Raw genomic sequence first — 15,699 nt, 5'->3', positions numbered from 1 at the left:
CTCCAGCGGTAATAAACGTTGGTGTTAAGCCCTTCTCGCCGACAAATTTCAGCGACCGACTGTTCGCCTTGCAGGCCTTCCAGAACGATGCGGATTTTTTCTTCAGCCGTATACTGGCGTCGGGTTTGTCGCTGAATGTCTTTGATAATAGAGAGAGCTGGTTTGCGCTCGGCAGTGGTAGGTGTCTGAGGACGTTTTGCCGAGGAGGCTTTAGCAGAATGGGACATAAGTAAGGAAGTTTGAGTGAAACAAGTTAAACATTTGTCTCCTCTCTTTTCCCCCTTAGTTGTCCACTTTTACTTGACTACATACACTGTTCTTCTTGTCGGCCGTTTTTCTAAGGTATGGAGATTTAAAGCTTTTTATAGCAGCCCTCGGCTTAGTGGGGACCTTTCTATATACCTATGGGCTTTTTGCGATAACCGGCTATTTTACATCTATCTACCCCATTTATCTGGGCATCTTCGGTTTGTCTATTTATAGTCTCGTCTTCGGTCTTAGTAGTTTTAAGTCAATGACCGGCCAGCTAAATTTATTGCCTGGCCGCCTGCGCCGATTTATTGCTATCTTTCTGTCAGTCATTTGTTTTCTTTTCGTTTTTCTCTGGATTAGTGTCCTATTCCCGTTAAGTAGCTCTCATTCGCGGCCTGACACGTATGCCGTTTTTATTCTTGATTTATGCGTGGTCCTGCCCGGACTGGCAATTACCGCTTTTCTACTTTTCCGGTCTATTCCATTTGGTGATTTGCTGGCAGGTGTATTTTTGATCAAAGTAGTGACACTCATTCTTCCGGTGGCTATTGGTGAAATTATTTTATTACCTCATCACCGGCTGGCTGATTATGGCATGGCGTCTATTTACGGCGTTATTGTTGTGCTGAGCTTATTTCTAAGTGTTATTTACCTGTGGAAACTTCGGATAGGAACACCATATAGTTGAATAAAATCAGGACTGTCTTCGGCATCGTGTTCGCTGGAACCCTGCTGCAGGGCCTTATTCACCAGATCACGGTTATTAGAGAATGGTCCTCCATTCCATTATGGGAAAAGCGATTCTTCCCTTTTGGCTAATGGGTTAAAGGCGATCGGTGTACTGTGGCTTTTAATTCGTTGGCGAATTGCTCACTAAAGTCTCCTTTTGGTGGCGAATTAAACTTTAATCCTTGTGGGATTGCCAGGAGGCCAAAGCCGTCGTGACTACAGTGCAATTACAGGGTCTTCCCCCATTGTTCAAAAGTGGCTGGAGCAAGCTTAAGTGGTTAAAAAACGAATTAGAACGGCTCATCTGAAACAAAGGCGGATGCGTCCAAGGCCACGGCCAACTGTAAAGAGTGTCCGAACCTAACCGGTCTGCCCCAACAGTAAAACAGATGATAAAACCCGTAGACAACTCCTGTCACGGACTTTTGAAGAACACGCCTATCCATGCCTGTCAAAAAGGAGCAGGTGCTCACCCACAGCCCCATCCTGTAAACTTACCGTTCCCCAACGGTAGCAAAGGTATACCCTAGGGTAAAATCCGCAACGCCTTCGGCTTTTCCCCGAAAGATTCGGCTACCTAAGGCTAGATTCAAATAAAAATTACGGCGGTAGGTCCGCTGAAAACCCCACAGCGCTTCCACGCCAAACCCGCTTCCTGTCCCAATGGGTACGTGTTCGGATTCGTTTTTAGCAACGGCCCCAAATCGGTAACGGCTCTGGACACTGAGGTAGTTTCCGGAATTATAGCGAATGCTTTTGGCTTTTTCCAGGCGCCGGTCGAAATTATAAAAGTACCGAATTCCAACGGCCAGGTCCGGATTGACCGTGCTGGAACTGTAGAATTTGGTTTGATCGGGGGAGATTTCCACCTCCTTGGTTTTGGTATAGCTACTCATGCGCAGTTGTGAAACCAGCGTAGTCCGATCTCCTAGGCGTGTTTCGTTCATCAGGCCGGGCGCTAAGAAGGCGGCCCGCCAAACGGACTTTACCAGCACGGGACGGGGTAGAGGCTGGCTGATAACCAGACCGGGAACGAGCAGCAAGATGATTACTAGCGTTTTCATAGGGATATGATTGGAAGAGTGATTGGTAACAAAGGTGGAGGGATATCTTACCAACCGGTATGAGGCTGTCTAGGTAAGGACCTGATTTGGGTCAACAGGACCGATGACCTACGCCTGAAAAAGAAGTGCCTTAGAGCTGCCAGCAGGCCTATGGGAATTATCGTCCTGCAAGTTTAGGCAAGCACTGATTTTGGAGTTGCTTCATTGGGGTATTCAGTGGTAATGCGGTTCTCCATGCGCATTTCATTCGCCAATGAACGGGCCGAAAACTACGGTTTTTACAATCCGCATTCAGCAAGTTCCTCCGAGTAAAGGGGGAGTCCCTGGTACAGGGCTAGGTGTAGATTTATCCACTTCAAAATCGGATCGTATAAGAATGTATTTATTTACAAATTTTTAAATAATTTACATTTTTTGTAAATTTACTACCCAATTGACACATCCATGTATTTGCTCAATAGAGGAGTGGATCCACCTGCGCCCGTTAAGGCTATTATCGAGCCGATCACCCTGAGTGACCTACCAAAACTAACAAAGAAGGCCTTTCTTTTTAATTGGAAAGACCTGGTAGAAACCCAGCTATGGAAACTACGATTAGCGGATAGTAAGGAAATGTTGGGAGCCATGTCACTCACTGATTATCCGCACGAGTATCGCATTGAAATTAACTTGATTGCCAGTCGGCGGGACAATGTTGGCGCCGACAAACAGTATGACCGGATCGCCGGTTGCCTAATCGGGTGGGCGTGTCGGCTAGCGGTAAAACAATATGGCTACCTGGCCTGCGTATCCCTCAGGCCAAAGACCCGGTTAGTAAACCACTACCAGGCAAAGTATGGTATGTTGCTGGCAGGACAACAACTATTTTTAGAGGGCACCCCACTCTACCACCTCATACAAACGTATATTGATTATGAACCTTGACGAAATAGCTCCGGAAGAAGTAGTGGATGGCTTTATGGTCCCCGCCAAAATGACGCTTGAACAGAAACGCCGGGCAGACGGCCAATTAGCCCGTATCCGTCAGGAGCGATTTGCGAATCGGTCCGAACCCGAAAAGGTATATGGCCAACTCCTTCAGTTGAAAATTCAAATGGAGGACTACATCCAGCAGGACACCTTTGATCCCAAAAAGAATTTTGCTTATTTTCTCAAATCCTACATCGAACTTCAGCATAAAAAGAAAGCTGAAGTAGCTTTGGAGCTGGACATTCATAAAACGAAGCTGAGCCAGTTATTATCCGGAAACCGGGCGCCTTCGGAAGATATTTTCATTCGATTGGAATTTCACTCCAATCGGTTTATTTCAGCGCGTCATTGGTTTCGCCTGCTGGTGAAACAACAGGAAAATTACATGATGACCAATACGTCCTTGAGAAATAAAGAGAAGAAGCATGTAAAAGGCCATGTCGCAATTGAGTTCTAACCGTAGTTGCAGGCCATAGGCAGCTCTGTGACAACAGGCTCAAACCCGTTTACTCTTTAATGATTTGAGCAGGCGCTGACCTTGCACGACTTGAAATAATTTGACCCGACGGCTGCGGAAGCCGTGCTTACTCAGCATTTTGGCAATGGCAGGTGTTTCCCATTAAAAACCGGCCTTCTTTTCTGAACCTACCTGACGGGCCCGCTTAGAGATGAGCTCACGCCGGTGCGATCGTGCCGGGGCATACTGGTCATCACGCTAGTGGTTAAGAATGTTGACCCTGGACATGTTGTCATAAATAAAAGAATGGTCTGAAGCACTCAAGGTAAAAATTTTGGAAAGGGGATAATGGTGTCTTGTCCTAATGAACGTTGACCATAAACTTCCTAACTTATGGATCAACTTATCGATATCCGCATGCAGCAGCACGAACTTCTCATGCGCCAGATGGTGGATGAGATTCACCGTGGCAAACTCAACATCGCTCAGGCGGCTGCTAAGTTTGAGGTCAGCCGAAAAACGGTCAATCATTGGTTGGAGAAAGTTGAGCAGGAAGCCGAAAGGCCATATCAGCCAGAGGTCATTGATCCAACGGCCCCTTTTGTACCTGTAGAAAAGCCGGTGCCTGAGCCATCGAAACGACGCCCCTCACCAGACCAAGTTACCATCAGCAAGTTGAAGAGCCAGCTCTATACGCTGAAAGAAGAGTTGAAAGCTGCCAAGATCAAGACCCTTTACTATGCCACCCTTATTCAACTAGCCGAACAGGAGCTCGGCATTGATATCGAAAAAAAGCCACCGAGGCCCGGTCCGCTACCAGGCAATCCGATGTATGATGTTGCAAAACCCGTCGATCTCTATTCGACAACTGGAAGGGTTGCCGCTTCGGCGGTCCGATTGGTTTCCACCGACAAAGTTATTACCAGTACTGGCAGCGCCAGACCAGACTGCAAAACAACGATTCAACAGTGATCCGTCTGGTCAAGCGAGTTCGGAAAGATCACCCTCGTATTGGGGGTAAAAAGCTTCATTGCCTGCTAAAGGAAGAGTTGTTGGAAAGGGGAGTGAAGATGGGCCGTGATGCGTTTTTTGACCTTTTAGCAGCGAATAGGTTGTTAATCCGTCGACGCAGACGAAAAGTAATCACCACCTTTTCCCGTCACCGATTCAGGAAGTATCCTAACTTAATAAAAGGCTTGGTTATATACCGGCCTAACCAGGTTTGGGTAGCCGATATCACGTACTGGTTCACCCAGTACGGATGCTTATATATTTCACTAGTGACAGATGCCTATTCAAAACGGATTATGGGCTACGCCGTAGCACCTAACCTACATGCCGTTAACTGCCGAAACGCTTTACAAATGGCTTTGGAGCAGATTGATCGAGAGATTGGCAAGTGTTTAATTCACCACTGCGCCGGCAGCCCGGTCCGATCGTGGGATTCAATACTGCAGTGGAGAGTATGTAGGCTTGCTAGATTCCTACCATGTGCAGATCAGCATGACGGAAAAGGGCGATCCCTTGGAGAATGCGGTGGCAGAGCGGGTAAATGCGGGGCCGCCCGTGCGGGATCATCAAGAACGAATACTTAGCCCATCAGCCGGTTTATTCATTGGCTCAGGCACAGGCAGTTCTTAAACAAGCGGTGTATTTGTACAATTACAAAAGGCCTCACTTCAGCTGTGACATGCTCGTGCCTCAGGAGGCGCATCAGAGTGAAAGGCCATTAAAAAGAAGGTGGAAAAGCGCTATCTTTAAAAAAGCGGAAAAGGAGTCGGTCAATGAAAATCCGGACTAATAGAAATTGGTCGTTAAAAGCAGTATCAATCACAAAAACGGTCAACATTTATCAGGACGTGACATGTTATAAAGATGACTTTCAAAACCTACACTATTTGAATCAGTGCCGTAAAGCTGTTCAGGATACCGTTTTCAATCTAGCCGGTGTCTTCTTTATCAAGAACACCAGAAATTTCCCCAATCATGCGGGTGCTGATGAGCAGGACTGGGATTATATCGCTAAGCAAAACACCCTGATCTATTTTGCCGTTTCTGACCAGAGGCATGCAATCAGGAATATAGACATAAAAAGAAGCCTGGATTTAGGGTCTTTTTTTAGAACGTACTCCATTAAGCAGGTGAGAGATAGTACTAATTCAAAAATGGTCCTTGTTGAGGGTAGCTATAACTCATTGGATCTGGGCGAATTAAAGTCCTTTTATGAGTGGTGTAAGACCCAATCTTACCATCAAAAAACAGCGACTTGCACCTATCGTTTGCAGTCCAGCAACAACGTGAAGCAGACTGTAACAATCACCTACCATAAACAGGGTGAATTCTTTTACTTAGACATTTCTTGAATTGTAGATGAGTATTGACCTGAAAGACCATAAAACGAGTCGCTTTCAGTCAAGAAACCCGTCAGCTCTTTTCCCTGGCCAGATCCGGCAGGTAATTCCGTCCAGAAATTTACGTCAAGAAAACCTCCGATTCACAAACTACTCGTTTTATAGAATATAAAAGTGTCGCTCAAAAGGAGCATTTTAAGCGATGTTATTCTTCTTTCATTGGCTACAAAGCCAACAAAAGAAGAATAAGCAGGAGCCATGTTCATAAGGCTCCGTTACGGTTGGCTCACCCGTTTCTGAGCAAACAGCCAGTCCAGTATTCCGGGCGTAGCATTCAGGCCAGGCCGCAGATCGTGGCCTACTCCCGCAAACTCGGTGTATCGCGGATGCCCACCCGCTTGCTGGATTGCCTGGATGACCGACCGGCATCCTTCAACCGGTACATTCCGGTCCTTTTCTCCGTGGGCGCCAGGAGGCCATTCTGATATATCGTAAGTCGTTGGAACTAAATCCGAACAACAAAGGGGCTGAACGGGCTTTGGTAGACTTAATGCCGAATAAAGAATAGCGTTATACAAAGCTTCTAATGGTTCGTCTAATTCTCACCAATCGCCCGTTTCTGAGAGAAAGTAACAAGATCAAGCGATCTCTGCAACGTAATGTACTTAGCTGTCTCAAATTGTTATCTCATTTATCAATGTGCCATTTTCAATTCCTCGGCTGACTTATTGAGATAAAACTTATGGCTTTATTAGCCTGTCCTCCCTCAGCGCAAACCAAGGGCTTATTTGAACTTAATATGGGGGTTCAATAAGGGGGTAAGATATTGACGAAGCAGCGGGTATTGCACTGAGAATACCTCCACTCAATGCTGTCAGGCTATTCCAGTGTAATACAGCCCATGACCTGCTGAATTATTCCGTAGCTGGCTGAGCTATCTTACTGGAATCCATCATAAGCAGCTACTGCTTCAATCAACTCCGGTACGGTGAGCTTATTTTTCAACGTTGTGGAAGGCAATGGGTCGGAAGTATGATCTAATACTCTGAGTACTGATTTTCTCGATAAGGTTACGGCCTGCGGTGCCTTGTTTTCTAGCTCAATCAAATACCGTTCCTGCCGGGTATAAATGCCATCGAACTCCTCTAAACGATAAGCCTCCCGTTTCGTTTCCTGGAGTGTGCCTTTGATTTGAGCAAGCACTTTTGATTTGCCCGCGTACAGGACTTTATAGTAGACAGGCGGGCCTTGTGGCCCGCTTTTTCGCACGAAGCGCTGAGCCCCTACCCTAAACGCATCGGGTAAAACGGCATGCTCGATCGAATCGCTTTCAAAGCGGCACAGCACTTGATGGGTGACCAGGTTAAAGGCTATTTTACAGGATGTTTGGTAATGGTTCACCTCCAGAACCCCATCTTCATAGACCGGAAACGTTAAGTAAGGACTACCCAAATAAACCGTTGTTTTCGGTGTCTGACTTTGGTCGGGCCGGTTCATAAAAAAGCCAGCCTTGGGTTGGTAGCCGTTACAAATTGTTACCAAGCGTCCAGCGTAATCATTTTTAACGACACACTGCCCATTGCTGATGCTCCAAACCAGGGATAAGGGCAAAATAAACAAGAAGAATAAACGGCTCGTCATGGTTATGAACAGTAAGTTACTCCTTAAAAAAGGCCAAGATCCTTTGGGCACAGGCCTGGACGTTGCCCAGGCGCTGATGATAGTCAATCAGGGCGAGGGACTGCTCATAAAAGGCATCGTAGCCATCCAGACAATGTTCCACTTCAATCTGCTTAAGTGGTTGATCTCGCTCCACTTCCTGCCGCCAGCCGGCCGGCAAATCCGTTGTGTGAACAAGCAGATCCCCACCTGTTTCTGCCATCCCCACCTTACGCGGGCTGGTTTGACCGAATAGCTCATGCAAGTAGGCCGCTTTTTTTAATTGTCTGTTTTTAAAATCGATTTGCAATTGGTAGAGCTCCTGGTACTGCTCAATGCGGATGGGTAAAGCATAAGCGGAGCCATCATCATAATACCGGCGCAGTTCATCGAAGGGCTCAAAGGAAAATTCCCCTTCTTCATCAAACCACTCATGCGCCTCCCGGTAGGATTGAATTTTATTGGCGGCCAGATCCGCACAGAATAAGTATATCTTTTCCAGGCGTTCATAGAGATTTTGTGCCTGGAGTGCCGCCTTGAAAATTGGGGTGAAGCTTTGGGGGGCCAGTGGCATGGACTGCCAGGGATTGTTGAAGGCGCCCCCTTGAGCCCGTTTCAGAGCTGAGAGTGCTTCCTGGGTCAATGCCCTGATCCGGGTAAGATGCAGACGGTTCACGAGGTTGATGATGTAAGCAGCCGTTGAAAACCTGCTTCCCACGAAAGTTGGGAGAATTCATTTAGCTAACCAAACAGTGCCACCTTAATGCCGAATTTTGGCGGTCGAAAGTCCAATTTTAAGGGTCGAAAGTTTTCGCCTGGCATCAGGCATCTCACTATTTGCCCAGCCAGGTTTTAAAATCACTCAACCGGTCGGGGCTGACAAAGACTGCCTGGCGGGAAACAGGTGATAACTCCAGCTTTACTTTGCTGCCCGAAAACGTATGGATCGATTCAAGAGCGGCTAAAGAAACCAAGTGAGACCGATTAACCCGGAAAAACTGCTGCGGATTAAGCAGGCTCGCTACTTTATCCAGGCTATATTCAACCACCAGATTTTGGCCGTCCTTGGTAGTGAGGTACGTGGTCTTGCCTTCATAGAAAAAGTAAGCGATCTGAGCCACCTCGATGCTTTTGATCTTTGTACCAACCGTTACCATAAACCGGTCTTTGTAGGGACCTTTTTCCGGATTCGTTGGCCACCTCAGTAAGGCCGACCAGTTCGCTTGTCCAGCCTTAACGGCTTGGGACCGTTGCTGCATCCAGTTGAACTTATTGAGTGCTGCGGCCAATTCGCTTTCATCAATGGGCTTGAGTAAATAGTCAATGCTGTTGGCCTTAAAAGCCTGAATGGCATAGGTGTCGTAGGCCGTCGTAAAGATGATCGGAATGGTCAGATTGACTTTTTCAATAATGTGAAACGCGCTGCCATCCTCCAGGTGAACATCCATAAACACCAAATCGGGTTGGATCCGCCGGTTTGGATCGGTGAGCCATTCAATGGCTTCCTCAACGGAGGGTAATACCGCGGTGACCTGGATCAAGGGGTCCCGTTCCCGTAAGAGTGTTTCCAGCCGCTGGGCCGAAAGCGATTCATCTTCCATGATGACTACGTTCATGCTAAAAGGGGGATGCTAACGACAAAGACCTGATTCGATTGAGTCACCCGAACCGGGCGTTCGGTGAGCAATCGGTAACGATTGGTGATGTTCTCCAAACCCACTCCAGTAGAGGTGTCTGTGGAAGGTTCGTCAGGCAAACGCAACCGAACCGGATTGCTTACCAGTAGGTAATCGCTTTCAATAACCAGCGTCACAATCAGGGGCATCTTACGGGACATCTGATTATGCTTGACGGCGTTCTCTACCAGAAGCTGCAGGGTTAAGGGGGCAATCGTGTAACGAATCGCATCATTCGTTGAAATGGTATTAACGACTTGTAGCTTGCCGTCAAACCGAATATTTAGTAAAAAACAGTAGGCTTCCAAGAATTCTAGTTCCGTGTTCAGATTAACGCGTTGGTTTTCCCGCTGATCCAAAATGTAGCGGTAGGCCTTCGAAAGATAATTAATGAAACGGATCGACAACTTAGGATTGACCTCCACTAAAGCGGTGAGAATGCTCAGGCTGTTGAAAAGAAAATGAGGATTCACCTGGTTTTTTAAGGCGGCAAACTGCGCCTCAGAGGCTTCGCGTTTTAACTGCTCGGCATTGACCCGCAACTGGCCGAGGAGATTATCTCCCCGGCGGTTGGCCGCCACATAAAAAGCCATCAGCAACGCCATGACCGTTAAAGCGGTTACCGCCTTTCGTCCTCGCCGTCGTTCAGAAAAGAAGCTACCAGGGGCCTCTTCTGCAATTGGCCGGGCCAAAGAGGATCGGCCACTGGTTACCTGAATTTGCGTATTGTTGCCCCCCCGCACCTGGTGCAGAAAACGGAAGAAGGCCCAGTCAAAACCCACCGACAACGTTCCGGCAATCAGCAGGGTGGCGATTTGAACTGAAAGTTTGCCGTCCAATCTAAAAAGTCGTCCGGAATGGCTGTATAACCGGTTTTCCAGCCATTCGGTGATAATCAGCCAAAAGGTAAATAGCGCAATGGTAATGGGAATTTCCAACAGCCAGATGAACCAAAGAGCCTGGAAGAGTTCCCAATCAAAAGAATTGAGATTAATATAAAAGCGCAGTGGCCAGTAAATGGCGAATATGCTGGCTGCTAGGCGAACTTTCTGGAGTAGGGTAAGGTCTACGTTGCTAGATGCCTGCATAAAAAGAATAGTCGGTTTCCTAGGCTACCGATTCAGCGTAACTACATAATGGGATTAAAAGAAGTTAACCCGGTAATCTACTCGATTAACGCTTTTCAAGATGGGCCAATCAATATGTCATCACAGGACTAAAATTTATCTACCATTTCTGAAGGGAGACCAAGGGCTTATTTGAGCTCAATATGGGGTTCAATAAGAGGGTAAAATATTGACTAAGTAGCGTGTATTATGTGAATAACTCCACTCAATGCTGTCAGGCTATTTCAAGGTAAAACACTTGCATAGTGGAGGAGTGAAATTGTGCTTTTCGAAAATAGGAAAACTCTTTCTTTTTGTAACTCATTATATTGGTCTTGATTTGTACTGCGAAAAATCGCGTAGGTAGAGGAGTATGTTTCAGATAAGAAATCTTTGGATCGTTCATGTGGCTGGTTGGCTCTTATTTATCAGCCTCCCCATAACGGTTATGTCAAGGGAATCCGATCCGGTTGTTGAGCTTAGAATGCTGAGCTCGGCCCAGTTTTGGCTGTTCATAACCATTTATATCGCCGCTTTTTATGCCAATTATTTGCTGTTACTCCCTGTTGTTTATCTCAAACAACGCTACATTTTCTATTTAGGCTGCTTCGTTATCGGATTACTCATCGTCCATTATACGCAGCCTTTTGAAAATCTGGTTTTTCAAAGATTCCACCAGCCGGAATTTTTCCAGCCCAGGCCGCAACCAGGACCTCCGCCAGACATGCCGCCGAACGACTTTCCGCCGCCACCACGGCCTATGCAAAACAATCGGCCTTCTGTTGACTTTGTTAGTTTGGTTTTGTTTGTGGTTGTGTGGGTGATAGCAATGGCGGTGAAAATCTCTGAACAATGGCGACTGTCGGAGAAAAGAATCATCCTTTCCGAGGCGGAGAAGGCACAAGCGGAATTATCATTTTTCAAAGCTCAGATCAATCCGCATTTCCTCTTCAATACACTCAATAACATCTATTCGCTAGCTGTAAGCCAAAGCGAAAATACCGCGCCAAGTATCATGAAGTTGTCAAAGATGATGCGTTACATCACCGAAGAGGCAACTGAAAACTTTGTGCCTCTGGAGGATGAGATAGCCTGCCTTGAAAATTATATTGATCTCCAAAGATTACGGCTTAATGAGAAAACGAAGGTAGTTTTCGAAGCGAATGATGTTGATAGTCAGATTAAAATTGCCCCTTTAATCCTGATGACATTTGTTGAAAATGCCTTTAAATATGGCGTTAGCAATCACTTTGGGTCAAAAATCGAGATTAAGGTTACGGGTAATGCGGGTACAATCCGTTTTTTTTGCGCCAATAGAATATTTAATGCGAACCTGGACCCTGAACGAACCGGCGTAGGAATTGCTAACACGAGGAAGCGCCTGGACTTCCTGTATCCAGAGCGCTACAATCTGTTAATAGACAATGACGGGACAAATTTTACGATTAACTTAAAACTCCGTTCGCAATGAAATGCATAGCCATTGATGACGAACCGCTGGCGCTGAATGTATTAAGCAGATATATTTCAGAAATCCTTTTTCTAGAGCTTGTTCAAACATTTGATGACGCTATTGAAGGCGCTGCTTACCTGCAAAACAACCCCGTTGATCTGCTTTTTATTGATATAAATATGCCCGATTTGTCAGGAATCGACCTTGTTTCCCGATTACAAACGCGGCCTATGGTGATTTTCACAACGGCGCATAAGAAGTTTGCGCACGAAGGATTTGAGTTGGAAGCATTGGACTATTTATTAAAACCCATCAGCCGTGAACGATTTGAAAAAGCGGTTAACAAGGCGCACGAGCGCTTTCAATTCCTTAAATCTCAGCAGCCTGCCGTTTCGGATTCCATTGTGGTCAGATCGGAGTATAAGATGGTAAAAATCGATCTGGGCGACATTGAATTCATTGAAAGCATGGAAGACTACATCAAGATCCACCTGCTCAGTTCCAAACATCCGATCCTTACTTTAATGTCCTTAAAAGGCATTTTGGAAATGCTTCCTGACGGGCGTTTCAGCCGGATTCATAGAAGTTTTATTGTGCCGGATGCGTTTGTTAAATCCATTCAAAATAAAAAAGTCTCACTGGTGTCGGGACGACAGCTGCCTGTGAGTGACAGTTATCTGGATTTTATTTCAAAGTGGAAGGCCAGATAATCTAGCCGCTATTTGGGCGTTCACCGGGACATTCGGGCTATTGACCGATACATCCGTTTTTGCAGCAACAAATCTAGGTTGAAATACGATAATGTACTAGAAACCAAGAACTGTTACTGAATTTATGGACCGAAAAGAATTTTTAAGAAGAGGGTTTTCCGCATTGGGTATTGCAGCCATTACACCACTCATCAGCTGCTCAAGCGACACGGTTGATCCCGTGGATGCAAGCTCTGGAACCACGACTGGCTCCGCCACAGGTTCTACATCAGATACATGTACGGCAACGGCATCGGAAACCGCAGGGCCTTTTCCAACCAAATCGCCAAGTGGACTTGTTATAAATGACATCACATCCGACCGAACCGGAACCAAACTTTCCGTTACTCTCACAATCCAGAACCTGAACAGCAGTTGTGAGGGATTAGCTGGCGCATTGGTGGACATCTGGCATTGCGATGCTGCCGGAAATTACTCTGAATATGGAGGTTCAGGTATGCAGTCTACCAATTATACAACTGTCCATTTTCTAAGAGGTCGCCAGACGACTGACGCAAACGGACGGGTGACATTTACAAGCATTTATCCGGGGTGGTATTCGGGCCGTGCTCCGCACATTCACGTGCACGTGTATAATGCAAGTGGTAAGTCGTTGTTAGTAACCCAAATAGCATTCCCAGAAGCCATTAGCAAAGTTGTTTATGCCCAGGGCGTGTATGCAAGTCACGGTCAGGCGGATACGACCAATGCAAGGGACAATATCTTTAGGGACGGCGTTTCGACTGAAATGTCAACGGTCACGGGAAGTGTTTCCGCAGGATACGAATTGACGCATGCAATTGTTGTGAGCGCATAAAATGATGATAACCCAAGTGGATACACAGGCGCAGATTTATCTCCAAAACCAACGGGGTAAGTTCCAAACGAAAGAGTTTCGCAGTTTTTATACGCTTAATTTTGGCGATTATAATGCTGAAAACCGAGAGCCTTTTGGAAACATCCTGACTTGGAACGATGAAACGCTTTTGCCCCAATGCCGCCACTCTATTATAGTTGAGGAGCCAACGAGGATCATTCTTTTGCCTTTGGTTGGTGCAATAGAAATTGACGAAGGGAAAAAGGTTAAGTATGTTGATTCCGGAGAGTCACTGAGTCTATTGGTGACGCCGGATAACGGTTTTGAAATAACAAATCCTTATCCGGACAAAGTTATCAATTATCTGCAAATCAGGGTTTTGGCCAACGATCAGTTTGCAGAAGAAAAGACCCTTATTGCCTTTGACCTCAACAGAAATAATCAACTTTTACCCATACTCAATGACATCCCTGATCAAACCAAATTGCTGATTGGAAAGTATGATGGACGTGAGGAAGGCGTATATTATTCCAAAAACCCATCCGGCAATGTGTTTGTTTTTATCATAGAAGGCGCCTTTGAAGTCCAGAACCGGTTATTGGAAAGAAGGGACGGGCTTTCACTGAAAGGCGCTGTCGAAGTGGAATTTGAAGCATTATCCAATGAAGCCATCCTGCTCATTATGGAGTCGGCGGGATAAATGAAGCACAAAAAAGAGGGGGTTTCAAATGAAACAATTTGAGGCACCCTCTTTCATTTTGGTCTTTTTATATTAAAATAGGGAATCATTTACGCTAAGCAACGCCTTTCGTAGCTGAACAGCCTGCATTTCCCGTTCTGGGTTTTAAAACCCGTTTACCGCTACGCCCGCAAATTGAAGGATCCTATAGAGCGTCGGCTGGCTTTTGATCCCAAAGATTTTCCGGATTTCATTGGTACTACACTGCTTTTTCTCGTACATCTCCCGCACATCGGGCGCAATGAGCTGATAGTGCTCACTTAGCCCTTTAGGCCGACCGCGGTTGTGACCTCGTGCAGGAGCCGAGTTGAGGCCCGCCTGGGTTCTTTCCCGCATTACATTTCACTCATGTTTAGCCAGGATACTCATAAACTAAAAGTAACTACTAACAAAACGGTCAACATAATTCTATACAACTAATAGTGGACTTGCAACAGAAAACTGGACAAATTTTTAAGCCACGTTTTGTAATGAACCATTATTGAATTCAAAAGGGGACAGATAGCCTAATCCTGAATGCCTTCTCTGTCGATTATACCAGATTTCAATATATTCAAATACGGATTGTTTAGCCTCAGCCCGAGTTTGGAAATCTTGATGATACACCAACTCCGACTTTAAGCTTTTAAAAAAGCTTTCTGCCACGGCGTTATCCCAGCAATTTCCCTTTCGGCTCATGCTTTGCAAAACCAATGGGTGTTTTTTCAATAATTGAGTAAATGCCGGACAGGCGTACTGTATGCCTCTATCAGAATGAAAGATGAGGTTGCGGGTGATAGGCCGATTTTTGACAGCCATTTGCCAGGCTGCAATAGTTGTTTCGATGGCCTTCATTGATTGGCTTAGCGACCATCCAATGATTTTTCGATCATACAAGTCCATAATGATAGTCAAGTAAACCCATCCTTCACTTGTAGAGATATACGTTAAATCAGATACCCAAGCTTTTCCGGGTTGCGAGGGATTAAAGTTTCGATTCAAATGATTGGCTGCCACTGGATACGAATGGTTAGTGTCGGTAGTAGCAACCACAAATTTCTTTTTAATAAGGCTTTTAAGGTGGGCTTTGCGCATGAGTCGAGCTACCCGAGGGCGGGAAATCTTTATACCTTGACTCAAAAGCTCCTGGGTAATTCGGGGGCTACCGTATGTCTGCTTGCTGGCCGAAAATACGGTACGAATCTGCTTCAGAAGATTTTCAGTTTCTTGCACTCGCTTGCTAGGTTTTTGTTTTAACCAGCTATAATAGCCACTACGGCTTACTTTCAGTACCTTACACATCTTCTCAACAGGAAACATAGCGACATGCGCCTTTATGAATCGAAATATTTCCCGTCGCTCTTGGAGAAGATGCCGACTGCCTTTTTTAGGATGTCCCTTTCTAGTTGAGCTTCCTTCAGTTCTCGTTTTAATCGGATGATTTCCTGTTGTTCCTGGCTTAACTGCTGGCGAGAAGAAGAATTCTTATCCTGCTGGGGAAGACGCTCTCGACGCCATCGGGCCAGAATGTCGGGGGTAATGCCTAATTCATTAGCCGTAGACGTCAATGAACCTTTTACCATAGCCAAATCCACAGCTAATTTCTTGAACTCCTCGTCGTAATGTCTTCGGGTCTTTTTCATCATTCACTAAGTTAGATCACGCTTAACTTAATGTCCAATCAAATGTAGCAGGTCCA

18 protein-coding genes are annotated in these 15,699 nt (G+C 45.9%); 10 read left to right on the top strand and 8 right to left on the bottom strand.

The genetic code is table 11. The annotated features are described in order from the left end of the window. Positions 1-227: transposase (locus LX87_RS28030; protein WP_146624601.1), on the bottom strand; the 227-nt coding region annotated here is incomplete at its 3' end. Positions 228-322: 95 nt separating this feature from the next. On the opposite strand from LX87_RS28030, the gene LX87_RS28025 reads away from it, so the two are divergent. Continuing rightward, a complete protein-coding gene (locus tag LX87_RS28025; RefSeq protein ID WP_111631617.1) occupies positions 323-940 on the top strand; it encodes a hypothetical protein in 618 nt (205 codons plus the stop codon). Positions 941-1,475: 535 nt separating this feature from the next. On the opposite strand, the gene LX87_RS28020 is transcribed toward LX87_RS28025, so the two are convergent. Then, positions 1,476-2,045, bottom strand: a complete 570-nt coding sequence (locus LX87_RS28020) for a hypothetical protein (protein ID WP_111631616.1) — start codon at positions 2,043-2,045, stop codon at positions 1,476-1,478. 444 nt (positions 2,046-2,489) lie between these two features. Between LX87_RS28020 and LX87_RS28015 the strand changes: the two genes are divergently transcribed. From LX87_RS28015 to LX87_RS27995, 5 genes are all read left to right on the top strand, one after another. Further along, complete coding sequence (locus tag LX87_RS28015; protein ID WP_111631615.1) at positions 2,490-2,969, top strand: N-acetyltransferase; 480 nt, start codon at positions 2,490-2,492, stop codon at positions 2,967-2,969. After that, on the top strand, positions 2,959-3,471 hold the full coding sequence (locus LX87_RS28010) for a helix-turn-helix domain-containing protein (RefSeq protein WP_111631614.1): 513 nt from the start codon (positions 2,959-2,961) through the stop codon (positions 3,469-3,471). The genes LX87_RS28015 and LX87_RS28010 overlap by 11 nt, the downstream gene beginning before the upstream one ends. A 393-nt stretch (positions 3,472-3,864) precedes the next feature. After that, positions 3,865-4,443, top strand: coding sequence for a helix-turn-helix domain-containing protein (locus LX87_RS28005; RefSeq protein WP_111631613.1), 579 nt, complete (start codon positions 3,865-3,867; stop codon positions 4,441-4,443). 580 nt (positions 4,444-5,023) lie between these two features. Continuing rightward, complete coding sequence (locus tag LX87_RS29455) at positions 5,024-5,272, top strand: integrase core domain-containing protein (protein ID WP_111631612.1); 249 nt, start codon at positions 5,024-5,026, stop codon at positions 5,270-5,272. Beyond that, positions 5,256-5,834 carry a hypothetical protein gene (locus tag LX87_RS27995; RefSeq protein WP_111631611.1) on the top strand — a complete coding sequence of 193 codons (579 nt, stop codon included), beginning with the start codon at positions 5,256-5,258 and terminating at the stop codon, positions 5,832-5,834. Before LX87_RS29455 ends, LX87_RS27995 begins: the two co-directional genes overlap by 17 nt. Before the next feature lie 927 nt (positions 5,835-6,761). Here the strand turns inward: LX87_RS27995 and LX87_RS27990 are convergent. The 4 genes from LX87_RS27990 to LX87_RS27975 all read right to left on the bottom strand — a co-directional run bounded on the left by LX87_RS27990 (position 6,762) and on the right by LX87_RS27975 (position 10,245). Continuing rightward, a complete protein-coding gene (locus LX87_RS27990) occupies positions 6,762-7,463 on the bottom strand; it encodes a hypothetical protein (protein WP_111631610.1) in 702 nt (233 codons plus the stop codon). Between the two features lie 16 nt (positions 7,464-7,479). Further along, a complete protein-coding gene (locus LX87_RS27985) occupies positions 7,480-8,157 on the bottom strand; it encodes a hypothetical protein (protein ID WP_111631609.1) in 678 nt (225 codons plus the stop codon). Between the two features lie 157 nt (positions 8,158-8,314). Then, on the bottom strand, positions 8,315-9,097 hold the full coding sequence (locus LX87_RS27980) for a LytR/AlgR family response regulator transcription factor (RefSeq protein ID WP_111631608.1): 783 nt from the start codon (positions 9,095-9,097) through the stop codon (positions 8,315-8,317). Further along, positions 9,094-10,245 (bottom strand): sensor histidine kinase, encoded by a 1,152-nt coding sequence (locus LX87_RS27975; protein WP_111631607.1) that lies wholly within the window; start codon positions 10,243-10,245, stop codon positions 9,094-9,096. Before LX87_RS27975 ends, LX87_RS27980 begins: the two co-directional genes overlap by 4 nt. A gap of 466 nt (positions 10,246-10,711) precedes the next feature. On the opposite strand from LX87_RS27975, the gene LX87_RS27970 reads away from it, so the two are divergent. The 4 genes from LX87_RS27970 (at position 10,712) to LX87_RS27955 (ending at position 13,982) form a co-directional block, all read left to right on the top strand. Beyond that, positions 10,712-11,734 (top strand): sensor histidine kinase, encoded by a 1,023-nt coding sequence (locus LX87_RS27970; protein WP_170139499.1) that lies wholly within the window; start codon positions 10,712-10,714, stop codon positions 11,732-11,734. Beyond that, on the top strand, positions 11,731-12,426 hold the full coding sequence (locus LX87_RS27965; protein WP_111631605.1) for a LytR/AlgR family response regulator transcription factor: 696 nt from the start codon (positions 11,731-11,733) through the stop codon (positions 12,424-12,426). Before LX87_RS27970 ends, LX87_RS27965 begins: the two co-directional genes overlap by 4 nt. Before the next feature lie 124 nt (positions 12,427-12,550). Beyond that, positions 12,551-13,282 (top strand): dioxygenase family protein, encoded by a 732-nt coding sequence (locus LX87_RS27960; protein WP_111631604.1) that lies wholly within the window; start codon positions 12,551-12,553, stop codon positions 13,280-13,282. A 16-nt stretch (positions 13,283-13,298) separates the two neighbouring features. After that, complete coding sequence (locus LX87_RS27955; protein WP_229310866.1) at positions 13,299-13,982, top strand: pirin family protein; 684 nt, start codon at positions 13,299-13,301, stop codon at positions 13,980-13,982. A gap of 144 nt (positions 13,983-14,126) precedes the next feature. Here LX87_RS27955 and LX87_RS27950 read toward each other — a convergent pair whose 3' ends face one another. Together LX87_RS27950 and LX87_RS27945 are read right to left on the bottom strand one after the other, a co-directional pair. Beyond that, the gene (locus LX87_RS27950) at positions 14,127-14,357 is read right to left on the bottom strand and encodes a recombinase family protein (RefSeq protein ID WP_111631603.1); all 231 of its coding nucleotides are present in this window, start codon (positions 14,355-14,357) and stop codon (positions 14,127-14,129) included. Positions 14,358-14,474: 117 nt separating this feature from the next. Next, a protein-coding gene (locus LX87_RS27945) for an IS3 family transposase (RefSeq protein WP_374755150.1) occupies positions 14,475-15,646 on the bottom strand; the annotation gives its coding sequence in 2 pieces (ribosomal slippage) (positions 14,475-15,391 and positions 15,391-15,646; 1,173 coding nt in all). Positions 15,647-15,699: the final 53 nt, after the last annotated feature.

The sequence above is a fragment of the Larkinella arboricola genome, from assembly GCF_003259745.1.
Classification (GTDB): domain Bacteria; phylum Bacteroidota; class Bacteroidia; order Cytophagales; family Spirosomataceae; genus Larkinella; species Larkinella arboricola.
The sequence above is the reverse complement of the archived record's forward strand: the minus strand, read 5'-3'. Positions and strand labels throughout refer to the sequence as shown.

What these genes read in the sequence shown, in the direction of transcription:
- LX87_RS28020 (WP_111631616.1), bottom strand. Translation starts at nt 2,045, where the DNA reads ATGAAAACGCTAGTAATCATCTTGCTGCTCGTTCCCGGTCTGGTTATC.
- LX87_RS28015 (WP_111631615.1), top strand. Translation starts at nt 2,490, where the DNA reads ATGTATTTGCTCAATAGAGGAGTGGATCCACCTGCGCCCGTTAAGGCT.
- LX87_RS28010 (WP_111631614.1), top strand. Translation starts at nt 2,959, where the DNA reads ATGAACCTTGACGAAATAGCTCCGGAAGAAGTAGTGGATGGCTTTATG.
- LX87_RS28005 (WP_111631613.1), top strand. Translation starts at nt 3,865, where the DNA reads ATGGATCAACTTATCGATATCCGCATGCAGCAGCACGAACTTCTCATG.
- LX87_RS29455 (WP_111631612.1), top strand. Translation starts at nt 5,024, where the DNA reads ATGCGGGGCCGCCCGTGCGGGATCATCAAGAACGAATACTTAGCCCAT.
- LX87_RS27995 (WP_111631611.1), top strand. Translation starts at nt 5,256, where the DNA reads ATGAAAATCCGGACTAATAGAAATTGGTCGTTAAAAGCAGTATCAATC.
- LX87_RS27990 (WP_111631610.1), bottom strand. Translation starts at nt 7,463, where the DNA reads ATGACGAGCCGTTTATTCTTCTTGTTTATTTTGCCCTTATCCCTGGTT.
- LX87_RS27980 (WP_111631608.1), bottom strand. Translation starts at nt 9,097, where the DNA reads ATGAACGTAGTCATCATGGAAGATGAATCGCTTTCGGCCCAGCGGCTG.
- LX87_RS27975 (WP_111631607.1), bottom strand. Translation starts at nt 10,245, where the DNA reads ATGCAGGCATCTAGCAACGTAGACCTTACCCTACTCCAGAAAGTTCGC.
- LX87_RS27970 (WP_170139499.1), top strand. Translation starts at nt 10,712, where the DNA reads ATGTCAAGGGAATCCGATCCGGTTGTTGAGCTTAGAATGCTGAGCTCG.
- LX87_RS27965 (WP_111631605.1), top strand. Translation starts at nt 11,731, where the DNA reads ATGAAATGCATAGCCATTGATGACGAACCGCTGGCGCTGAATGTATTA.
- LX87_RS27960 (WP_111631604.1), top strand. Translation starts at nt 12,551, where the DNA reads ATGGACCGAAAAGAATTTTTAAGAAGAGGGTTTTCCGCATTGGGTATT.
- LX87_RS27950 (WP_111631603.1), bottom strand. Translation starts at nt 14,357, where the DNA reads ATGCGGGAAAGAACCCAGGCGGGCCTCAACTCGGCTCCTGCACGAGGT.